15 protein-coding genes are annotated in these 15,680 nt (G+C 46.1%); all 15 read left to right on the top strand.

The genetic code is table 11. The annotated features are described in order from the left end of the window. The first annotated feature begins 6 nt into the window (after nucleotides 1–6). The 15 genes from ylqF (at nucleotide 7) to frr (ending at nucleotide 15,641) form a co-directional block, all read left to right on the top strand. Nucleotides 7–873: a ribosome biogenesis GTPase YlqF gene (gene ylqF, locus BLQ32_RS19685; protein ID WP_036806702.1), complete on the top strand. Its 867-nt coding sequence runs from the start codon at nucleotides 7–9 to the stop codon at nucleotides 871–873. A gap of 66 nt (nucleotides 874–939) precedes the next feature. After that, nucleotides 940–1,731: a ribonuclease HII gene (locus BLQ32_RS19680; protein ID WP_074509535.1), complete on the top strand. Its 792-nt coding sequence runs from the start codon at nucleotides 940–942 to the stop codon at nucleotides 1,729–1,731. Between the two features lie 121 nt (nucleotides 1,732–1,852). Continuing rightward, a complete protein-coding gene (gene sucC, locus BLQ32_RS06420; RefSeq protein ID WP_053166442.1) occupies nucleotides 1,853–3,013 on the top strand; it encodes an ADP-forming succinate--CoA ligase subunit beta in 1,161 nt (386 codons plus the stop codon). Nucleotides 3,014–3,031: 18 nt separating this feature from the next. Beyond that, the gene (sucD, locus tag BLQ32_RS06415; RefSeq protein WP_036806696.1) at nucleotides 3,032–3,934 is read left to right on the top strand and encodes a succinate--CoA ligase subunit alpha; all 903 of its coding nucleotides are present in this window, start codon (nucleotides 3,032–3,034) and stop codon (nucleotides 3,932–3,934) included. Nucleotides 3,935–3,997: 63 nt separating this feature from the next. Next, a complete protein-coding gene (gene dprA / locus BLQ32_RS06410) occupies nucleotides 3,998–4,900 on the top strand; it encodes a DNA-processing protein DprA (protein ID WP_074509533.1) in 903 nt (300 codons plus the stop codon). A 95-nt stretch (nucleotides 4,901–4,995) separates the two neighbouring features. After that, entirely contained in the window at nucleotides 4,996–7,065 is a 2,070-nt protein-coding gene (gene topA, locus BLQ32_RS06405; RefSeq protein ID WP_074509531.1) for a type I DNA topoisomerase, read from the top strand. Between the two features lie 19 nt (nucleotides 7,066–7,084). After that, nucleotides 7,085–8,395 (top strand): FADH(2)-oxidizing methylenetetrahydrofolate--tRNA-(uracil(54)-C(5))-methyltransferase TrmFO, encoded by a 1,311-nt coding sequence (gene trmFO / locus BLQ32_RS06400; RefSeq protein ID WP_074509529.1) that lies wholly within the window; start codon nucleotides 7,085–7,087, stop codon nucleotides 8,393–8,395. 72 nt (nucleotides 8,396–8,467) lie between these two features. Next, nucleotides 8,468–9,361, top strand: coding sequence for a tyrosine recombinase XerC (gene xerC / locus BLQ32_RS06395; protein WP_074509527.1), 894 nt, complete (start codon nucleotides 8,468–8,470; stop codon nucleotides 9,359–9,361). Between the two features lie 13 nt (nucleotides 9,362–9,374). Further along, nucleotides 9,375–9,923 (top strand): ATP-dependent protease subunit HslV, encoded by a 549-nt coding sequence (hslV, locus tag BLQ32_RS06390; protein WP_036806686.1) that lies wholly within the window; start codon nucleotides 9,375–9,377, stop codon nucleotides 9,921–9,923. Beyond that, nucleotides 9,920–11,317 (top strand): ATP-dependent protease ATPase subunit HslU, encoded by a 1,398-nt coding sequence (hslU, locus tag BLQ32_RS06385; protein ID WP_074509525.1) that lies wholly within the window; start codon nucleotides 9,920–9,922, stop codon nucleotides 11,315–11,317. Before hslV ends, hslU begins: the two co-directional genes overlap by 4 nt. A gap of 86 nt (nucleotides 11,318–11,403) precedes the next feature. Then, nucleotides 11,404–12,183: a GTP-sensing pleiotropic transcriptional regulator CodY gene (gene codY, locus BLQ32_RS06380; protein ID WP_036806682.1), complete on the top strand. Its 780-nt coding sequence runs from the start codon at nucleotides 11,404–11,406 to the stop codon at nucleotides 12,181–12,183. Nucleotides 12,184–12,588: 405 nt separating this feature from the next. Then, complete coding sequence (gene rpsB / locus BLQ32_RS06375) at nucleotides 12,589–13,305, top strand: 30S ribosomal protein S2 (protein WP_036806680.1); 717 nt, start codon at nucleotides 12,589–12,591, stop codon at nucleotides 13,303–13,305. Between the two features lie 87 nt (nucleotides 13,306–13,392). Next, complete coding sequence (gene tsf / locus BLQ32_RS06370) at nucleotides 13,393–14,277, top strand: translation elongation factor Ts (RefSeq protein WP_036806677.1); 885 nt, start codon at nucleotides 13,393–13,395, stop codon at nucleotides 14,275–14,277. 81 nt (nucleotides 14,278–14,358) lie between these two features. Next, nucleotides 14,359–15,084 (top strand): UMP kinase, encoded by a 726-nt coding sequence (gene pyrH, locus BLQ32_RS06365; protein ID WP_036806674.1) that lies wholly within the window; start codon nucleotides 14,359–14,361, stop codon nucleotides 15,082–15,084. Next, nucleotides 15,084–15,641: a ribosome recycling factor gene (frr, locus tag BLQ32_RS06360; protein WP_036806671.1), complete on the top strand. Its 558-nt coding sequence runs from the start codon at nucleotides 15,084–15,086 to the stop codon at nucleotides 15,639–15,641. Before pyrH ends, frr begins: the two co-directional genes overlap by 1 nt. The last annotated feature ends 39 nt before the right edge of the window (nucleotides 15,642–15,680 follow it).

Below are 15,680 nucleotides of genomic sequence, written 5' to 3'. Positions count from 1 at the left end.
GTTTTTATGACGATACAATGGTTTCCAGGGCATATGGCAAAAGCAAGAAGAGAAGTTACCGAAAAACTGAAATTGGTGGATATCATTTTCGAACTTGTGGATGCCCGGTTACCTTTATCTTCACGAAATCCAATGATTGATCAAGTGATTCAGCAAAAACCGCGTTTAATCATTTTAAACAAGATGGATATGGCCGATGAAGTTGAAACGAAAAAGTGGATTCGTTATTTTGAAGAGCAAGGAACCCGCGCAGTCGCGATTAATTCCCTGGATGGAAGAGGGCTGCAATTAGTAACTAGAACATCGAAAGAAATATTGGCGGAAAAATGGGACCGGATGATTGCCAAAGGGATCAAACCACGGGCAATCCGTGCCATGATCGTTGGGATACCGAACGTCGGCAAATCGACGCTCATCAATCGCCTCTCCAAGAAAAGCCTCGCGAAAACCGGCAATATGCCCGGTGTAACAAAAGCGCAGCAATGGATCAAAGTAGGCAAAGAAATCGAACTGCTGGATACACCGGGCATTCTGTGGCCGAAATTTGAAGATCCGGAAACCGGCTTTAAACTGGCTGTTACCGGAGCGATCAAAGACTCGGTCATCCAGATGCAGGAACTGGCGATTTACGCTTTGAAGTTTCTTGAAGAACGCTATCCGGAACGTTTGAAAGAACGCTACGGCATTGAACAAGTAGATGAAAATGTCGCTGTTGCATTTGAAATCATAGCCAAGAGACGGAGTTTTGTATTGCCGGGCGGAGAAATTGATTACGATATGACGGCTGAAGCGATTGTCCGCGATATCCGGAATCAATACCTTGGCCGTGTCACTTTTGACTATTATGATGAAATGATTGTTGAGGAAGAATGAGGGAAAAGGCTGGCTCAAGCGATTGAGTCCAGCCTTTTTATTTTACAGAAGAAAAGGGATGGAAGCATGATCAAAATTGGAGAAATCAAAGAACGCCTGGCAGAAACCGCTGACTGGGAAGCGTGGATGGACGATATCCGCCAAGATCCACGGAAAAATGTCCAAGCGGCGCTGGCGGCCTGGCAGCGCAAAAAAAATCTGCGCGACAAGCAGCAGCACGCCCATGATCAAAAAATCGAGTTCGACGCTTCTTTTAAGGAGAACAGGGAAGATCTTGTCTGCGGCATTGACGAAGCAGGGAGGGGTCCGCTGGCAGGTCCGGTTGTAACGGCCGCTGTAATATTGCCTGAAGATTGTTCCGCTTTGCTTGGGCTGGATGATTCCAAAAAACTGTCAAAAGCCAAGCGCGACCAGTATGCGGCGCTCATCAAAGATATCGCCGTCAGCTACGCCGTGCACATCCAGCCGCCGGAAGAAATTGATGCCCAAAACATTTATCAGGCCACCAGAAGCTCAATGACCCAAGCGGCTTTGCAGCTAAACCCAAGACCTGATATTATTCTGGCAGATGCCATGCAGCTTGAGGCGGGAATCCGATGTGAATCGATTATCAAAGGGGATGCCAAAAGCCTGTGCATCGCGGCCGCGTCGATTTTAGCAAAAACCGGCCGGGACGCCATTATGGCGGCATATGCTTTGGAATATCCGGCATACGGTTTCGACAAGCATGCCGGATACGGAACCAAAGAGCATTTGAGTGCGTTGGAGAAAAATGGTCCGTGCCCGATTCACCGGAAGACGTTCGAACCTGTAAAATCAATGGTCGAACCGCCGCTTTCACTGGACTTAAATTCTTAAGCCGTGCGATAAACTGAAGTTTTTTTCAGGATAGCCGTCAACTGTGGACATTTTGGAACAACTTTAATACAATGATAAAGGCACTACATAAAGAACAAGATGTTTGATTGGAGGATGACAGATGAATATCCATGAATATCAGGGAAAACAAATCCTTAAACAATATGGAGTAGCAGTTCCTGAAGGCCATGTAGCTTTTTCTCCAGAAGAAGCAGTGAAAGCGGCTAAAGAACTAGGTACTGATGTTGTTGTGGTAAAAGCCCAAATCCACGCAGGTGGCCGCGGCAAAGCAGGCGGAGTCAAACTTGCGAAAAACTTGGATGAAGTGCGCACAATTGCGAAAGAATTGCTTGGCAAAGTGCTTGTGACTCATCAAACAGGTCCGGAAGGAAAAGAAGTGAAACGCTTGTACGTAGAAGCGGGAAGCGACATCCAGAAGGAATACTACTTAGGTTTGGTGCTTGACCGCGAAACTTCTCGTGTAACTCTTATGGGTTCAGAAGAAGGCGGAATGGACATCGAGGAAGTGGCCGCAAACAATCCGGAGCGCCTTTTCTATGAAGAAATCGACCCGGTTGTCGGCTTGACTGGCTTCCAGGCCCGCCGTATGGCATTCAACATGAACATCCCGGCGAAACTTGTCAACAAAGCAGCTAAATTGATGCTGGGCCTTTACCAGGCTTACGTTGATACAGATGCTGCCATCGTTGAGATCAACCCGCTAGTAGTGACTGGAGACGGACAAGTCGTAGCATTGGATGCGAAATTCAATTTCGATGCAAACGCTTTATACCGCCACCAGAACATTATGGAAATGCGCGATTACGACGAAGAAGATGCAAAAGAAATCGAAGCTTCAAAATATGACTTGAGCTATATTTCCCTTGACGGAAATATCGGCTGTATGGTTAACGGTGCCGGACTTGCTATGGCAACGATGGATACCATCAACTACTACGGCGGAACACCCGCTAACTTCCTTGACGTTGGGGGCGGTGCCACTGCTGAGAAAGTAACGGAAGCTTTCAAAATCATTCTTTCTGACAAGAATGTAAAAGGAATTTTCGTTAACATTTTCGGCGGTATCATGAAGTGCGATATCATCGCAGAAGGCGTTATCCAAGCTGCTAAAGAAGTTAGCTTGAATGTGCCTCTAGTTGTGCGCCTTGAAGGAACAAACGTAGAACTGGGCAAAAAACTGCTTAACGAATCAGGTCTTGATATTGTCGCAGCCGGCACAATGGCTGATGGCGCTAAAAAGATTGTAGAACTTGTAGGCTAAAGAAGGGCAGGGACAAAAATGAGTGTATATATTAACAAAGACACAAAAGTGCTTGTACAAGGGATTACAGGGTCAACTGCCCTTTTCCATACAAAGCAAATGCTCGAATACGGAACTAAAATCGTTGCTGGGGTAACACCTGGCAAGGGCGGCACTGAAGTTGAAGGCGTACCTGTATTCAATACAGTTGAAGACGCTGTGAAAGCTACAGGAGCAAACGTATCGGTAATTTATGTACCAGCTCCTTTCGCTGCAGATGCAATTCTTGAAGCGGTTGACGCTGATCTTGATATGGCAATTTGCATCACTGAACATATTCCGGTATTGGATATGGTAAAAGTGAAGCGCTACATGGAAGGCAAGAAAACCCGCCTGGTCGGACCAAACTGCCCAGGAGTTATCACGCCTGACGAATGTAAAATTGGCATCATGCCTGGCTACATCCATAAAAAAGGCCATGTCGGCGTAGTTTCCCGCTCTGGTACGTTGACGTATGAAGCGACTCACCAATTGTCTGAAGAAGGCATTGGCCAGTCTACAGCTGTTGGTATTGGTGGAGACCCGGTTAACGGAACAAACTTCATCGATGTACTGAAAGCTTTCAACGAAGACGAAGATACTTATGCGGTCGTTATGATTGGTGAAATCGGCGGAACAGCTGAAGAAGAAGCTGCTGCATGGATCCAAGAAAACATGACAAAACCGGTTGTCGGCTTTATCGGCGGACAAACTGCCCCAGAAGGAAAACGTATGGGCCATGCCGGTGCGATCATTTCTGGCGGTAAAGGGACAGCTGCAGACAAGATCAAAGCAATGAACGCTGCTGGAATCGAAGTTGCAGAAACTCCTTCCGTTATCGGCGAGACTTTAATCCGAGTAATCAGAGAAAAAGGCTTGTACGACAAGTGCAAAACGCATTAATATAAAAGATAAGGCGCATCTTGCTGATGCGCCTTATTTTTGTTTAAAAAAAGGAGGAATATGATGAAAGATGATTTCTTGCAGCGGCTGCTGGCGTTGCATTACGTTTACCCAAAACCGCTGAACCGGCTGCAGCGATTGCTGTCCGATGACCCGGAACTGGAGAAGCTGGCAGCTCAAAAGCCGTCTGAACTCGCCAGCCGTCTGGAAATGCAGTTTGCCCAGGCAAACCAGTTGAAGAACGCCTACCTAAAAGCCTTAAAGACTCCATTTTGCGAAGTTTACGCAAAACATAAGATAACCCCCATATCTTATCGCCACCAACACTACCCCGAATCCCTGTTGGAGCTGATCGATCCGCCGGCCGTCCTGTATGCAAAGGGCCGGACCGAATTGCTGCTGGCCCCCGAAAAAATAGCGGTCATCGGCTCCCGGAACGCTTCTTCCTATTCCCGGCAAGCCATCCATGCGTTGCTGCCTTCTTTGATCGAACAAAATATGGTCATTATCAGCGGTCTGGCTAAAGGGGCGGATGCCATGGCCCACGCAGCGGCAATTGAGCTCGGCGGTCAGACCATCGCTGTAACAGGCAGCGGCTTTTTGCATCCGTATCCGAAAGAAAATGCCGGCTTGCATAATATAATAGAAGAAAAATATTTATCCATGACCGAATATCCGCCTTATATGCAGCCGAAGCGCTGGAATTTCCCCATGCGAAACCGCATTATCAGCGGGTTGTCGCAAGGCGTTCTCGTGACGGAAGCAAAAGTGAAAAGCGGTACCTTGAGCACGGTGGAGCACGCTTTGGACCACGGAAAAGATATTTTTGCTGTACCGGGAAATATATTTTCGGACTTGTCTGCCGGGCCGCATAAATTGATCGCTGAAGGTGCAAAACCGGTCTGGAAAGGCAGCCATATTCTTGAGGAATACAGGCAATTAATTGGAAAAAATGAGCAGCATTAAATGAAAAGCCTTGCATTCCGCTAAAAACTGTTATACATTTTGCAACAGGTAATTCTTTTATATATTTTAAGAAACCTCTACGAGGAGGAATATTCATGTCGGATTATTTGGTAATTGTTGAATCGCCTGCCAAGGCGAAAACAATTGAACGATATTTAGGGAAAAAGTACAAAGTCCGTGCATCTCTTGGGCATTTGCGGGATTTGCCCCGCAGCCAAATGGGTGTGGATGTTGAAAATAACTACGAACCCCGTTATATCACCATCAGAGGCAAAGGCCCAATTTTACAAGACTTAAAAAAAGAAGCGAAAAAAGCGAAGAAAGTCTTTCTCGCAGCTGACCCGGATCGCGAAGGGGAAGCAATTGCTTGGCATTTGGCCAATGCCCTCGGCGTTGACCAAAGCACTGAATGCCGAGTCGTGTTCAACGAGATTACAAAAGACGCCATTAAAGAATCATTTAAACACCCGCGGAAAATTGACATGGATTTAGTTGATGCCCAGCAAGCCCGGCGGATACTCGATCGTCTGGTCGGATACAGCATCAGTCCGCTGCTTTGGAAAAAAGTGAAAAAAGGACTGTCGGCTGGACGCGTCCAATCGGTCGCTCTCGGCTTGATCATCGACCGGGAAAATGAGATTAAAAACTTCGAACCGGAAGAATACTGGTCCATTACAGGCGAATTTGAAAAAGCGAAAAAGAAATTTGAAGCACAATTTTATGGAACTGCAGACGAAAAGGTCAAATTGCAAAATGAAAGCGATGTAAAAGCAGTAATGGCATCGATGAAAGGCAAAGACTTTTCGGTAAACCGTGTTGTGAAAAAAGAAAGAAAGAGAAATCCTTCCCCTTCTTTTACAACTTCTTCCCTCCAGCAGGAGGCAGCCCGCAAATTAAATTTCCGTGCGAAAAAGACAATGATGCTTGCTCAGCAATTGTATGAAGGCATTCAAATCGGCAAAGAAGGCATAACGGGATTGATTACGTACATGCGTACCGATTCGACCCGCATCTCCGATACCGCGAAAAAAGATGCACTTGATTTTATCGTCGATAATTACGGCGAAGATTATGTCACAAAAGCAGCCGCTGCCAAGCAGTCCGCCAAGTCGCAGGATGCCCACGAAGCCGTGCGCCCCACAAGCGTGCTGCGGACGCCGGAATCGGTGAAAAGCATCTTGTCCCGTGACCTGTACCGATTGTATAAGCTGATTTGGGACCGCTTTGTCGCCAGCCAGATGTCGCCGGCTGTGCTTGACACCGTGATGGCGGAACTCCAAAACGGAGATGCTGTTTTCCGTGCCAACGGTTCACAAGTGAAGTTTCCCGGCTTTATGAAGCTTTATATTGAAGGAACTGACGACCAAACGGAAGACAAAGACAATATTTTGCCGGAAATGGCCGAAGGTGATACGGTTAGAGCGGTGGCCATTGAACCGAAGCAGCATTTCACACAGCCGCCTCCGCGCTTTACAGAAGCCCGTTTGGTCCGTACGCTTGAAGAACTGGGCATAGGCCGTCCGTCAACGTATGCGCCAACACTGGATACCATCCAGAAGCGCGGCTATGTGGCGTTGGATGCTAAGCGCTTTATTCCGACCGAACTGGGAGAAATCGTCCACAGTCTGGTCAGTGAGTTTTTCCCGGATATCTTGAATATCGAGTTTACCGCGAAAATGGAAAATGACCTCGATAGCGTAGAAGATGGGGAAATTGACTGGCGTGCCATTATCGACTTGTTCTATCTGGATTTCGAAAAAGATCTCCGAGTCGCAGAAGAAGAAATGGAAAAAGTGCAGATCAAAGATGAGCCTGCCGGAGAAGATTGTGAACAATGTGGTTCACCGATGGTCTTTAAACTAGGGCGCTATGGCAAATTCATGGCGTGCAGCAATTTCCCGGACTGCCGCAATACAAAAGCAATCGTCAAACACATCGGCGTGACATGCCCGACGTGTAAAGAAGGCGAGATTGTCGAACGGAAAAGCAAGAAACGCCGGATTTTCTACGGCTGCGAACGCTATCCGGAATGTGACTTTGTGTCATGGGACAAACCGATTGAGCGGCCATGTCCGAAATGTGCGCAGCTGCTTGTAGAAAAGAAAGTGAAAAAAGGCGTGCAGATCAACTGTACAAACTGTGATTACAAAGAAGAAGTTCAATAATTGATAGAGGTGTTTTAACATGACAAAATACGTAAACATTATCGGAGCTGGACTTGCAGGAAGCGAAGCAGCTTGGCAAGTGGCAAAACGGGGCATCAACGTGCGCCTTTATGAAATGCGCCCGGTCAAACAGACGCCAGCCCACCATACAGACAAATTCGCCGAACTGGTTTGCTCCAACTCGCTGCGTGCCAATTCCTTAACCAATGCAGTCGGTGTCATCAAAGAAGAAATGCGCCATTTGGATTCGGTCATTATTGAATCTGCGGATCGTGCTTCTGTTCCGGCTGGAGGAGCGCTTGCAGTAGACCGCCACGAATTTGCCGGTATGGTAACCGACAAAGTCCGCAACCATCCGCTTGTTGAAGTCATCAACGAAGAAGTAACGGAAATTTCGGAAGGCATCACCATTATTGCAACAGGTCCGCTGACATCTCCGGCGCTGGCTGAAAAAATCCGTGAACTGACTGGGGAAGAATACCTGTACTTCTACGATGCAGCGGCTCCGATTGTGGAAAAAGACAGCATTGATATGGACAAAGTTTACTTGAAATCCCGTTACGACAAAGGGGAAGCGGCTTACTTGAACTGTCCGATGACGGAAGAGGAATTCAACCGTTTCCGTACCGCTTTAGTAGAAGCGGAAGTGGTGCCGTTGAAAGAATTTGAGAAAGAAATTTACTTTGAAGGCTGTATGCCGATTGAAGTCATGGCAGCGCGCGGCGAAAAGACCTTGACGTTCGGTCCAATGAAACCGGTTGGCCTTGAAGATCCGAAGACCGGCAAACGCCCTTATGCAGTCGTGCAATTGCGCCAGGACGACGCTGCAGGTACGCTTTACAACATCGTCGGCTTCCAGACGCATTTGAAATGGGGGCCGCAAAAAGAAGTGCTGCGGATGATTCCGGGCCTTGAAAACGTGGAAATCGTGCGTTACGGAGTGATGCACCGCAATACGTTCATCAACTCGCCGCGCGTTTTACAGCCGACGTACCAGCTGAAAGCAAATCCGAATATTTTCTTTGCCGGCCAAATGACGGGCGTCGAAGGATACGTGGAATCAGCAGGAAGCGGCTTGCTTGCCGGCATCAATGCAGCGAAATTGGCATTGGGCGAAGAACAGGTTGTGCTTCCGGCGGAAACGGCTCTTGGCAGCATGGCCCGCTATATTACCGAAGCGGACAGCAAGAACTTCCAGCCGATGAATGTGAACTTCGGTTTGTTCCCAGATCTTGGCGAACGCATCCGTTCAAAGCAGGAGCGTGCAGAAAAGCATGCTGAACGTGCGCTTGCTGCCATTCACAATTATATGAATACAGTGACTGTTTAATTTGAAAAAAGCCTCTAAATGTTGGTATAATTTAGAGGCTTTTGTATTTGCAAAAAAAGGTGGGTGCATTGGATGCAGAAAGAAGAAATGCTCAAATCTTTTATGGCTTACATTCAACTTGAAAAAAATTATTCTAAACACACCGTCCACCATTACGAGAAAGATTTGGAGGATTTTTTTCTTTTTCTGAATCAAGAAAATGTGCAGGATATCCGAGAAGTGGAATATTTGCATGCCCGGAATTACGTGACTCAACTTTATGAAGCCAAATTGTCGCGCACGACAATTTCCCGGAAAATCTCATCAATTCGTTCATTTTTCAAATACGGCAACCGGGAATTTGCTCTAAATGAAGCGGCGTTCCGTTCGTTGTACCATCCGAAAAAAGAAGAAAGGCTTCCTCAATTTTTCTATGAAGAAGAAATGAAAGCTTTGTTTGCGTCCGTGCAAGGCGAAGATAAATTGTCGATCCGCAACACCGCACTGCTGGAATTGCTGTATGCCACGGGCATGCGGGTCAGCGAATGTGTCTCCATCCGCATGCAGGATCTGGACCGGCAAATGCAGATCGTGAAAGTGATGGGGAAAGGGCGGAAAGAACGGTACATCCCGTATGGCCAGTTTGCCCACGATGCGTTGGAACATTATATCGAGGAAGTTCGTCCTAAATTGATGAAGAAGCAGGACCATCAAGGCTTATTCGTTAATAACCGAGGCGAACAGCTGACAGACAGAGGGGTTCGCCATATTTTAAGCGAATGCATGAAAAAAGCTTCCGTCAACTCATCTATCTATCCCCATATGATCCGCCATACATTTGCGACTCATTTATTGAATAATGGAGCTGACATGCGGACTGTACAGGAATTGCTTGGGCATTCGCACTTGAGCTCGACTCAAGTATATACGCATGTAACGAAAGAGCATTTGAGAAAAACCTATTTAAATTCACATCCAAGAGCCTAGGGAGGACATGTATATGCAGGAATTTCATGCAACAACGATATTTGCAGTAAAGCATAACGGCGAATGTGCCATGGCCGGGGACGGCCAAGTCACTTTCGGCAATGCAGTGGTCATGAAACACACCGCGCGAAAAGTCCGAAAATTATACAATGGCCAAGTGCTGACCGGATTTGCAGGATCCGTTGCGGATGCTTTCACTCTTTTCGAGATGTTTGAAGGCAAACTGACGGAATACAACGGCAATTTGCAGCGTGCAGCAGTTGAACTGGCCAAGCAATGGCGCGGAGATAAGATTTTGCGCCAATTGGAAGCGATGCTGATTGTCATGAACAAAGACGAACTTTTGCTGGTGGCAGGAACCGGGGAAGTCATCGAACCGGATGACGGCATTTTGGCAATCGGTTCCGGCGGCAATTTTGCCCTTGCTGCTGGAAGAGCGTTGAAGAAGTATTCGGGCGACCAGTTAACAGCCAAAGAAATCGCGAAAGCGGCGTTGGAAACAGCTGCTGATATATGTGTTTACACCAACCATCAAATCATTGTGGAGGAGCTGGACAAATGAATAAGCAGCAGGATTTAACTCCAAGGCAAATTACCGATCATCTTGACCGCTACATCGTCGGTCAAAAAGATGCGAAACGTTCCATTGCCATTGCATTGCGCAACCGCTACCGCCGCAGCCGGCTTGATGAGGAGTTGCGCGAAGAAGTAATTCCGAAAAACATTTTGATGATCGGGCCGACAGGCGTCGGGAAAACCGAAATTGCCCGCCGCATTGCAAAACTGACCGGTGCACCTTTTGTAAAAGTAGAAGCTACGAAATTTACGGAAGTCGGCTATGTCGGGCGTGATGTGGAATCTATGGTGCGCGACTTGGTGGAAGCGGCTGTCCGCATTGTAAAAGAAGAAAAATTTGAAGCTGTGAAGGTACAGGCCGAAGCTGCAGCGAACGAACGAATCGTCAAATTGCTGGCGCCGTCGCGCCGCAAAAAGCAAAACAGCCAAAATCCGCTGGAAGTTCTTTTCGGGCAAAAAATGGAAGCGGAAGAAGAGGACACAACCGCTGAAGTGGAAGTCCGCGTGAAGAGAAGAGAGCTTGCGGCAGATTTAAAAGCCGGCAAGCTGGAAGATGAATGGGTCGTAGTGGAAGTTGACGAGAATATCCCTTCCATGTTTGATGCCCTGCAAGGTTCGGGAATGGAACAAATGGGCGCAAACATGCAGGATGCTTTGTCTTCGCTGATGCCGAAGAAAAAGAAAAAGCGCCGCTTGCAAGTAAAAGAAGCACGCCGGATTTTGGCGGCTGAAGAAGCAGCAAAAATGGTGGACGATGAAGAAGTTGCAATGGAAGCCATCCAGCGCTCTGAACAGCAGGGAATTATCTTCATCGATGAAATGGACAAGATTGCGAGCAAAAACAGTTCTTCGTCAGCGGATGTTTCGAGGGAAGGAGTGCAGCGTGATATTTTGCCGATTGTCGAAGGATCAACAGTCTCTACGAAATACGGTGCAGTCAAAACCGATTACGTGCTGTTTGTAGCAGCAGGTGCCTTCCATATGACAAAACCGTCAGACTTGATTCCTGAATTGCAGGGGCGTTTCCCGATCCGGGTGGAACTGCAGAAGTTGGAAGTCGATGATTTTGTCAAAATTTTAACAGAACCAAAACATTCTTTGATAAATCAGTATAAAGCCCTTCTCGAAACAGAGGGAGTTGTGGTACACTTCAATGATGCGTCTATTGTCAGACTCGCGGAAATTGCGTATGAAGTGAATCAGGATACCGATAATATTGGAGCACGCCGGCTCCATACGATATTGGAACGCTTACTTGAGGATTTATCTTTTGAAGCATCTGAGATTTCGCCGGCACAAATTGACATTACTTCCCAATATGTGAACGAAAAACTCGAAAATGTGGCGAAAAATAAAGATTTGTCACAATTTATCCTGTAATTCGAGGCAAAAGAGTTTCATTAAAGAGTAAAAACCTTTAGAATATTTAATAAATAGTGCTTGAAAACTGTAGGAGGTTCATTTAAATGAATTTATTGGAAAAAACAAGACGCATTAACTCAATGCTGCAAGCAGCAGCAGGAAAACCTGTAAACTTTAAAGACATGGCTGAAACATTAAGCGAAGTTATCGAGTGCAACGCTTTTGTAGTTAGCCGCAAAGGTAAATTGCTTGGATTTGCAATTAACCAGCAAATCGAAAACGAACGCATGAAAAAAATGCTTGAAGAGCGTCAATTCCCGCTTGAGTACACGCAAAACCTTTCAAACATCCACGAAACATCTGCTAACTTGGATGTTAACAGCGAACACACAATCTTCCCTGTGGAAGAACGTGACTTGTTCAAAGGCGGTTTGACAACAATCGTTCCGATCATTGGTGGAGGAGAGCGTCTAGGCACACTTCTTCTTGGCCGTGTAAACGAGCCGTTTGAAGACGACGATTTGATCTTGGGTGAATACGGCGCGACAGTAGTAGGGATGGAAATCCTTCGCGAAAAAGGCGACCGCATCGAAGAAGAAGCACGCAGCAAAGCAGTTGTTCAAATGGCGATTTCTTCACTTTCATACAGTGAACTTGAAGCAATTGAACACATTTTTGAAGAATTGGACGGCAACGAAGGTTTGCTGGTCGCTTCAAAAATCGCTGACCGTGTGGGCATCACTCGTTCAGTTATCGTTAACGCATTGCGCAAACTTGAAAGTGCCGGCGTTATCGAATCCCGTTCTCTAGGAATGAAAGGGACATACATTAAAGTATTGAACACAAAATTCCTAGCTGAACTAGAACAATTGAAAATGAACTAATCAAAACCAAAAGGCGCCGGTCCATTCCGGCGCCTTTTTTTAGTTTGCGTTCGATAAAAGCAACGGGAAGATCGGTTCAAGAGATTTGAGCATAGAGTTGAACTTGCACCTGCACTTGGTGAGCGTTAACCTGCCGAAATCCAGGTTGAGACTTTCAGGCGCCCCTAGTAAACCCGTATTAATCTATCGATATTGGCGTGCAGAATTCGAGACTTGAACAAGCGTCGGCATTTGCTTGCAACTTTTAAGAGAAACTTGTTGCAGAACAGAGAACAGCCGTGGTATAATTTCAAATGGTGTTAAATACACACGCATTCCGATTTGTTCCGCAGGTGCTTTTTAAAAGTAACGGTTCAGAGAAGAAGAATGCGGAGGGAAAAAATAACCTATCAGGAGGAAACACACATGTCAGTAATTTCTATGAAACAATTGCTTGAAGCTGGGGTACACTTTGGCCACCAGACTCGCCGTTGGAACCCGAAAATGAAAAAATATATTTTCGTTGAGCGTAACGGTATCTACATTATCGATCTTCAAAAAACAGTTCGCAAATTGGAGGAAGCTTACAGCTTCATGAAACAAGTGGGCGAAGAAGGCGGTAAAGTACTATTCGTTGGAACGAAAAAACAAGCTCAGGACGCGATCAAAGAAGAAGCAGAACGCTCTGGCAACTACTACATCAACCAACGTTGGTTGGGTGGAACACTTACTAACTTCGGTACAATCCAAAAACGTGTGAACCGTTTGAAACAAATCGAGCGCATGGAAGAAGATGGAACTTTCGAAGTTCTACCGAAAAAAGAAGTTGTTCAATTGAAGAAACAACACGAACGTCTTGTTAAATTCCTTGGCGGTATCCGTGATATGAGTTCACTTCCGGACGTAATGTTCGTAGTTGACCCACGCAAAGAACGCATTGCTGTAGCAGAAGCAATGAAATTGAACATCCCAATCGTAGGTATCGTTGATACTAACTGTGATCCGGATGAAATCGATTATGTAATTCCTGCAAACGATGATGCAATCCGTGCTGTTAAACTATTAACTGGTAAAATGGCAGACGCTTTGCTTGAGTCTAAACCGGAAGAAGACGAAGAAACTCCAGCTGTTGCTGCTGAGTAATTCACAAGTAGTACAGGTGATAAGCGGCCAACCCCACTTATCACCTTTTTTTGAGAAAACGCAGATATTCTAAGGAGGAAATTAATCATGGCAGTTACAGCTCAAATGGTAAAAGAATTGCGCGAAAAAACAGGCGCAGGTATGATGGATTGCAAAAAAGCACTAGTTCAGACAGACGGCGACATCGATGCAGCAATCGATTTCTTGCGTGAAAAAGGCCTTTCAAGCGCTTCTAAAAAAGCTGACCGCATTGCAGCTGAAGGGATTACTTCAATCCTTGTAAAAGACAATGACGCAGTTATTTTCGAAGTAAACGCTGAAACGGACTTCGTAGCGAAAAACGAAGGCTTCCAAACTTTGGTTAAAGAATTGGGCGAGCACTTGATCGAAACAAAACCGGCTACGATTGAAGAAGCTACTGCTTCAACAATGTCTAACGGTGTTACAGTTGCAGACCACATCTCAAACGCAATCGCTAAAATCGGTGAAAAAATCACTTTGCGCCGCTTTGAAGTCCGCACAAAAACGGACGCTGACGCTTTCGGACCATACCTTCACATGGGCGGACGCATCTCCGTACTAGTGGTTCTTGAAAACTCTACAGACGAAACTGCAGCGCGCGACATCGCAATGCACATCGCTGCATTGAACCCTAAATACGTTTCACGCGACGAAGTTTCTGCTGAAGAAGTAGAACACGAGCGCAAAGTATTGACTGAACAAGCTCTTAACGAAGGAAAACCTGAAAAAATCGTTGCTAAAATGGTTGAAGGCCGCCTTGGCAAATACTTCGAAGACGTTTGCTTGCTTGACCAGGCATTCGTTAAGAACTCTGACCAAAAAGTACGTGACTTCGCAGCTTCAACTGGTGGAACTGTAAAAGAATTCATCCGTTACGAAGTTGGAGAAGGCATCGAAAAACGCGAAGATAACTTTGCTGATGAAGTAATGAGCCAAGTCAACAAAAAATAAGGTCTAATCTTATATGATTCAACCTGGGGAACACTGAAAGGTGTTCCCTATTTTTCAATAAAAGTGTAACGGAGGGTACCGATGAGTGTTCAACAGTATAAACGCATTGTACTAAAACTAAGTGGAGAAGCGATGGCAGGCGGACAAGGGTTCGGTTTATCTCCTGAAATCATCAAGACAGTCGCCAGCCAAGTAAAAGAAGTAGTGGAACTTGGCGTAGAAGTTGCAGTCGTTGTAGGCGGCGGCAATATCTGGAGAGGCAAAGTCGGATCTGAAATGGGAATGGACCGCGCAACTGCAGACTACATGGGTATGCTGGCAACAGTCATGAATTCATTGGCGCTGCAAGATTCATTGGAAAAACAAGGCGTCGAAACACGCGTCCTGTCTTCAATTGAAATGCGCCAAGTCGCAGAACCGTATATCCGCAGAAGAGCAATTCGCCATTTAGAGAAAAAGCGGGTTGTTATTTTTGCAGCAGGCACAGGGAATCCTTACTTCTCGACGGATACGACAGCCGCACTTCGCGCAGCTGAAATTGAAGCCGATGTTATTTTGATGGCGAAGAACAATGTGGATGGCGTCTACTCTGCAGACCCTAAAACAGATGATTCGGCAGTCAAATACGATGAGTTGTCTTACTTCGATGTAATTCAGCAAGGCTTGCAAGTTATGGATTCCACTGCTTCCACACTTTGTATGGACAATGACATCCCACTCGTAGTATTCTCAATTATGGAAAACGGAAATATAAAACGGGCTGTACTCGGTGAAAAAATCGGGACAGTAGTGAGGAGAACATTATAATGCCGAAAAATGTGATGAACGAAACGAAGACGAAAATGGAAAATGCTATTTCAGCTTTTTCACGTGAACTTTCTTCAATCCGTGCAGGACGTGCGAACCCTTCTATCCTGAACAAATTGACAGTTGACTATTATGGCGCACCTACACCGATCAACCAGGTGGCGGGTGTATCTGTACCGGAAGCTCGTCTGATTGTGATTCAGCCTTACGATAAAACGATCATGGGCGATATCGAAAAAGCAATCATGAAATCGGATCTTGGCTTAAGCCCTTCAAACGACGGCACGGTGATTCGCCTGGCGATTCCGGCTTTAACAGAAGAACGCCGCAAAGACTTGGTGAAACAAGTGAAAAAAGAAGCGGAAGAAGCAAAAGTGGGGATCCGCAACATTCGCCGCGATGCGAACGACGATTTCAAAAAGCTTGAGAAAAAGAGCGAAATTACGGAAGATGATTTGCGCAGCTATGGAGATGAAGTCCAAAAATTGACGGATTCCTATATCGGCAAAATCGACGAAGTTGCTAAAACTAAAGAAAAAGAAATAATGGAAGTCTAAACCGAACTTTCACTATAGCTGAGCGTCCTGTATTACAGG

Origin of the sequence: Planococcus glaciei (assembly GCF_900099655.1) — a bacterium.
Classification (GTDB): Bacteria; Bacillota; Bacilli; order Bacillales_A; family Planococcaceae; genus Planococcus; species Planococcus glaciei.
This window is presented reverse-complemented; position numbering and strand designations above follow the sequence as displayed.

Bases quoted from the DNA above. Each gene is read 5' to 3' on its own strand.
- sucC (WP_053166442.1), top strand. From the start codon at position 1,853: ATGAATATCCATGAATATCAGGGAAAACAAATCCTTAAACAATATGGA.
- tsf (WP_036806677.1), top strand. From the start codon at position 13,393: ATGGCAGTTACAGCTCAAATGGTAAAAGAATTGCGCGAAAAAACAGGC.
- xerC (WP_074509527.1), top strand. From the start codon at position 8,468: ATGCAGAAAGAAGAAATGCTCAAATCTTTTATGGCTTACATTCAACTT.
- sucD (WP_036806696.1), top strand. From the start codon at position 3,032: ATGAGTGTATATATTAACAAAGACACAAAAGTGCTTGTACAAGGGATT.
- frr (WP_036806671.1), top strand. From the start codon at position 15,084: ATGCCGAAAAATGTGATGAACGAAACGAAGACGAAAATGGAAAATGCT.
- hslU (WP_074509525.1), top strand. From the start codon at position 9,920: ATGAATAAGCAGCAGGATTTAACTCCAAGGCAAATTACCGATCATCTT.
- hslV (WP_036806686.1), top strand. From the start codon at position 9,375: ATGCAGGAATTTCATGCAACAACGATATTTGCAGTAAAGCATAACGGC.
- topA (WP_074509531.1), top strand. From the start codon at position 4,996: ATGTCGGATTATTTGGTAATTGTTGAATCGCCTGCCAAGGCGAAAACA.
- trmFO (WP_074509529.1), top strand. From the start codon at position 7,085: ATGACAAAATACGTAAACATTATCGGAGCTGGACTTGCAGGAAGCGAA.
- pyrH (WP_036806674.1), top strand. From the start codon at position 14,359: ATGAGTGTTCAACAGTATAAACGCATTGTACTAAAACTAAGTGGAGAA.
- codY (WP_036806682.1), top strand. From the start codon at position 11,404: ATGAATTTATTGGAAAAAACAAGACGCATTAACTCAATGCTGCAAGCA.
- rpsB (WP_036806680.1), top strand. From the start codon at position 12,589: ATGTCAGTAATTTCTATGAAACAATTGCTTGAAGCTGGGGTACACTTT.
- BLQ32_RS19680 (WP_074509535.1), top strand. From the start codon at position 940: ATGATCAAAATTGGAGAAATCAAAGAACGCCTGGCAGAAACCGCTGAC.
- ylqF (WP_036806702.1), top strand. From the start codon at position 7: ATGACGATACAATGGTTTCCAGGGCATATGGCAAAAGCAAGAAGAGAA.
- dprA (WP_074509533.1), top strand. From the start codon at position 3,998: ATGAAAGATGATTTCTTGCAGCGGCTGCTGGCGTTGCATTACGTTTAC.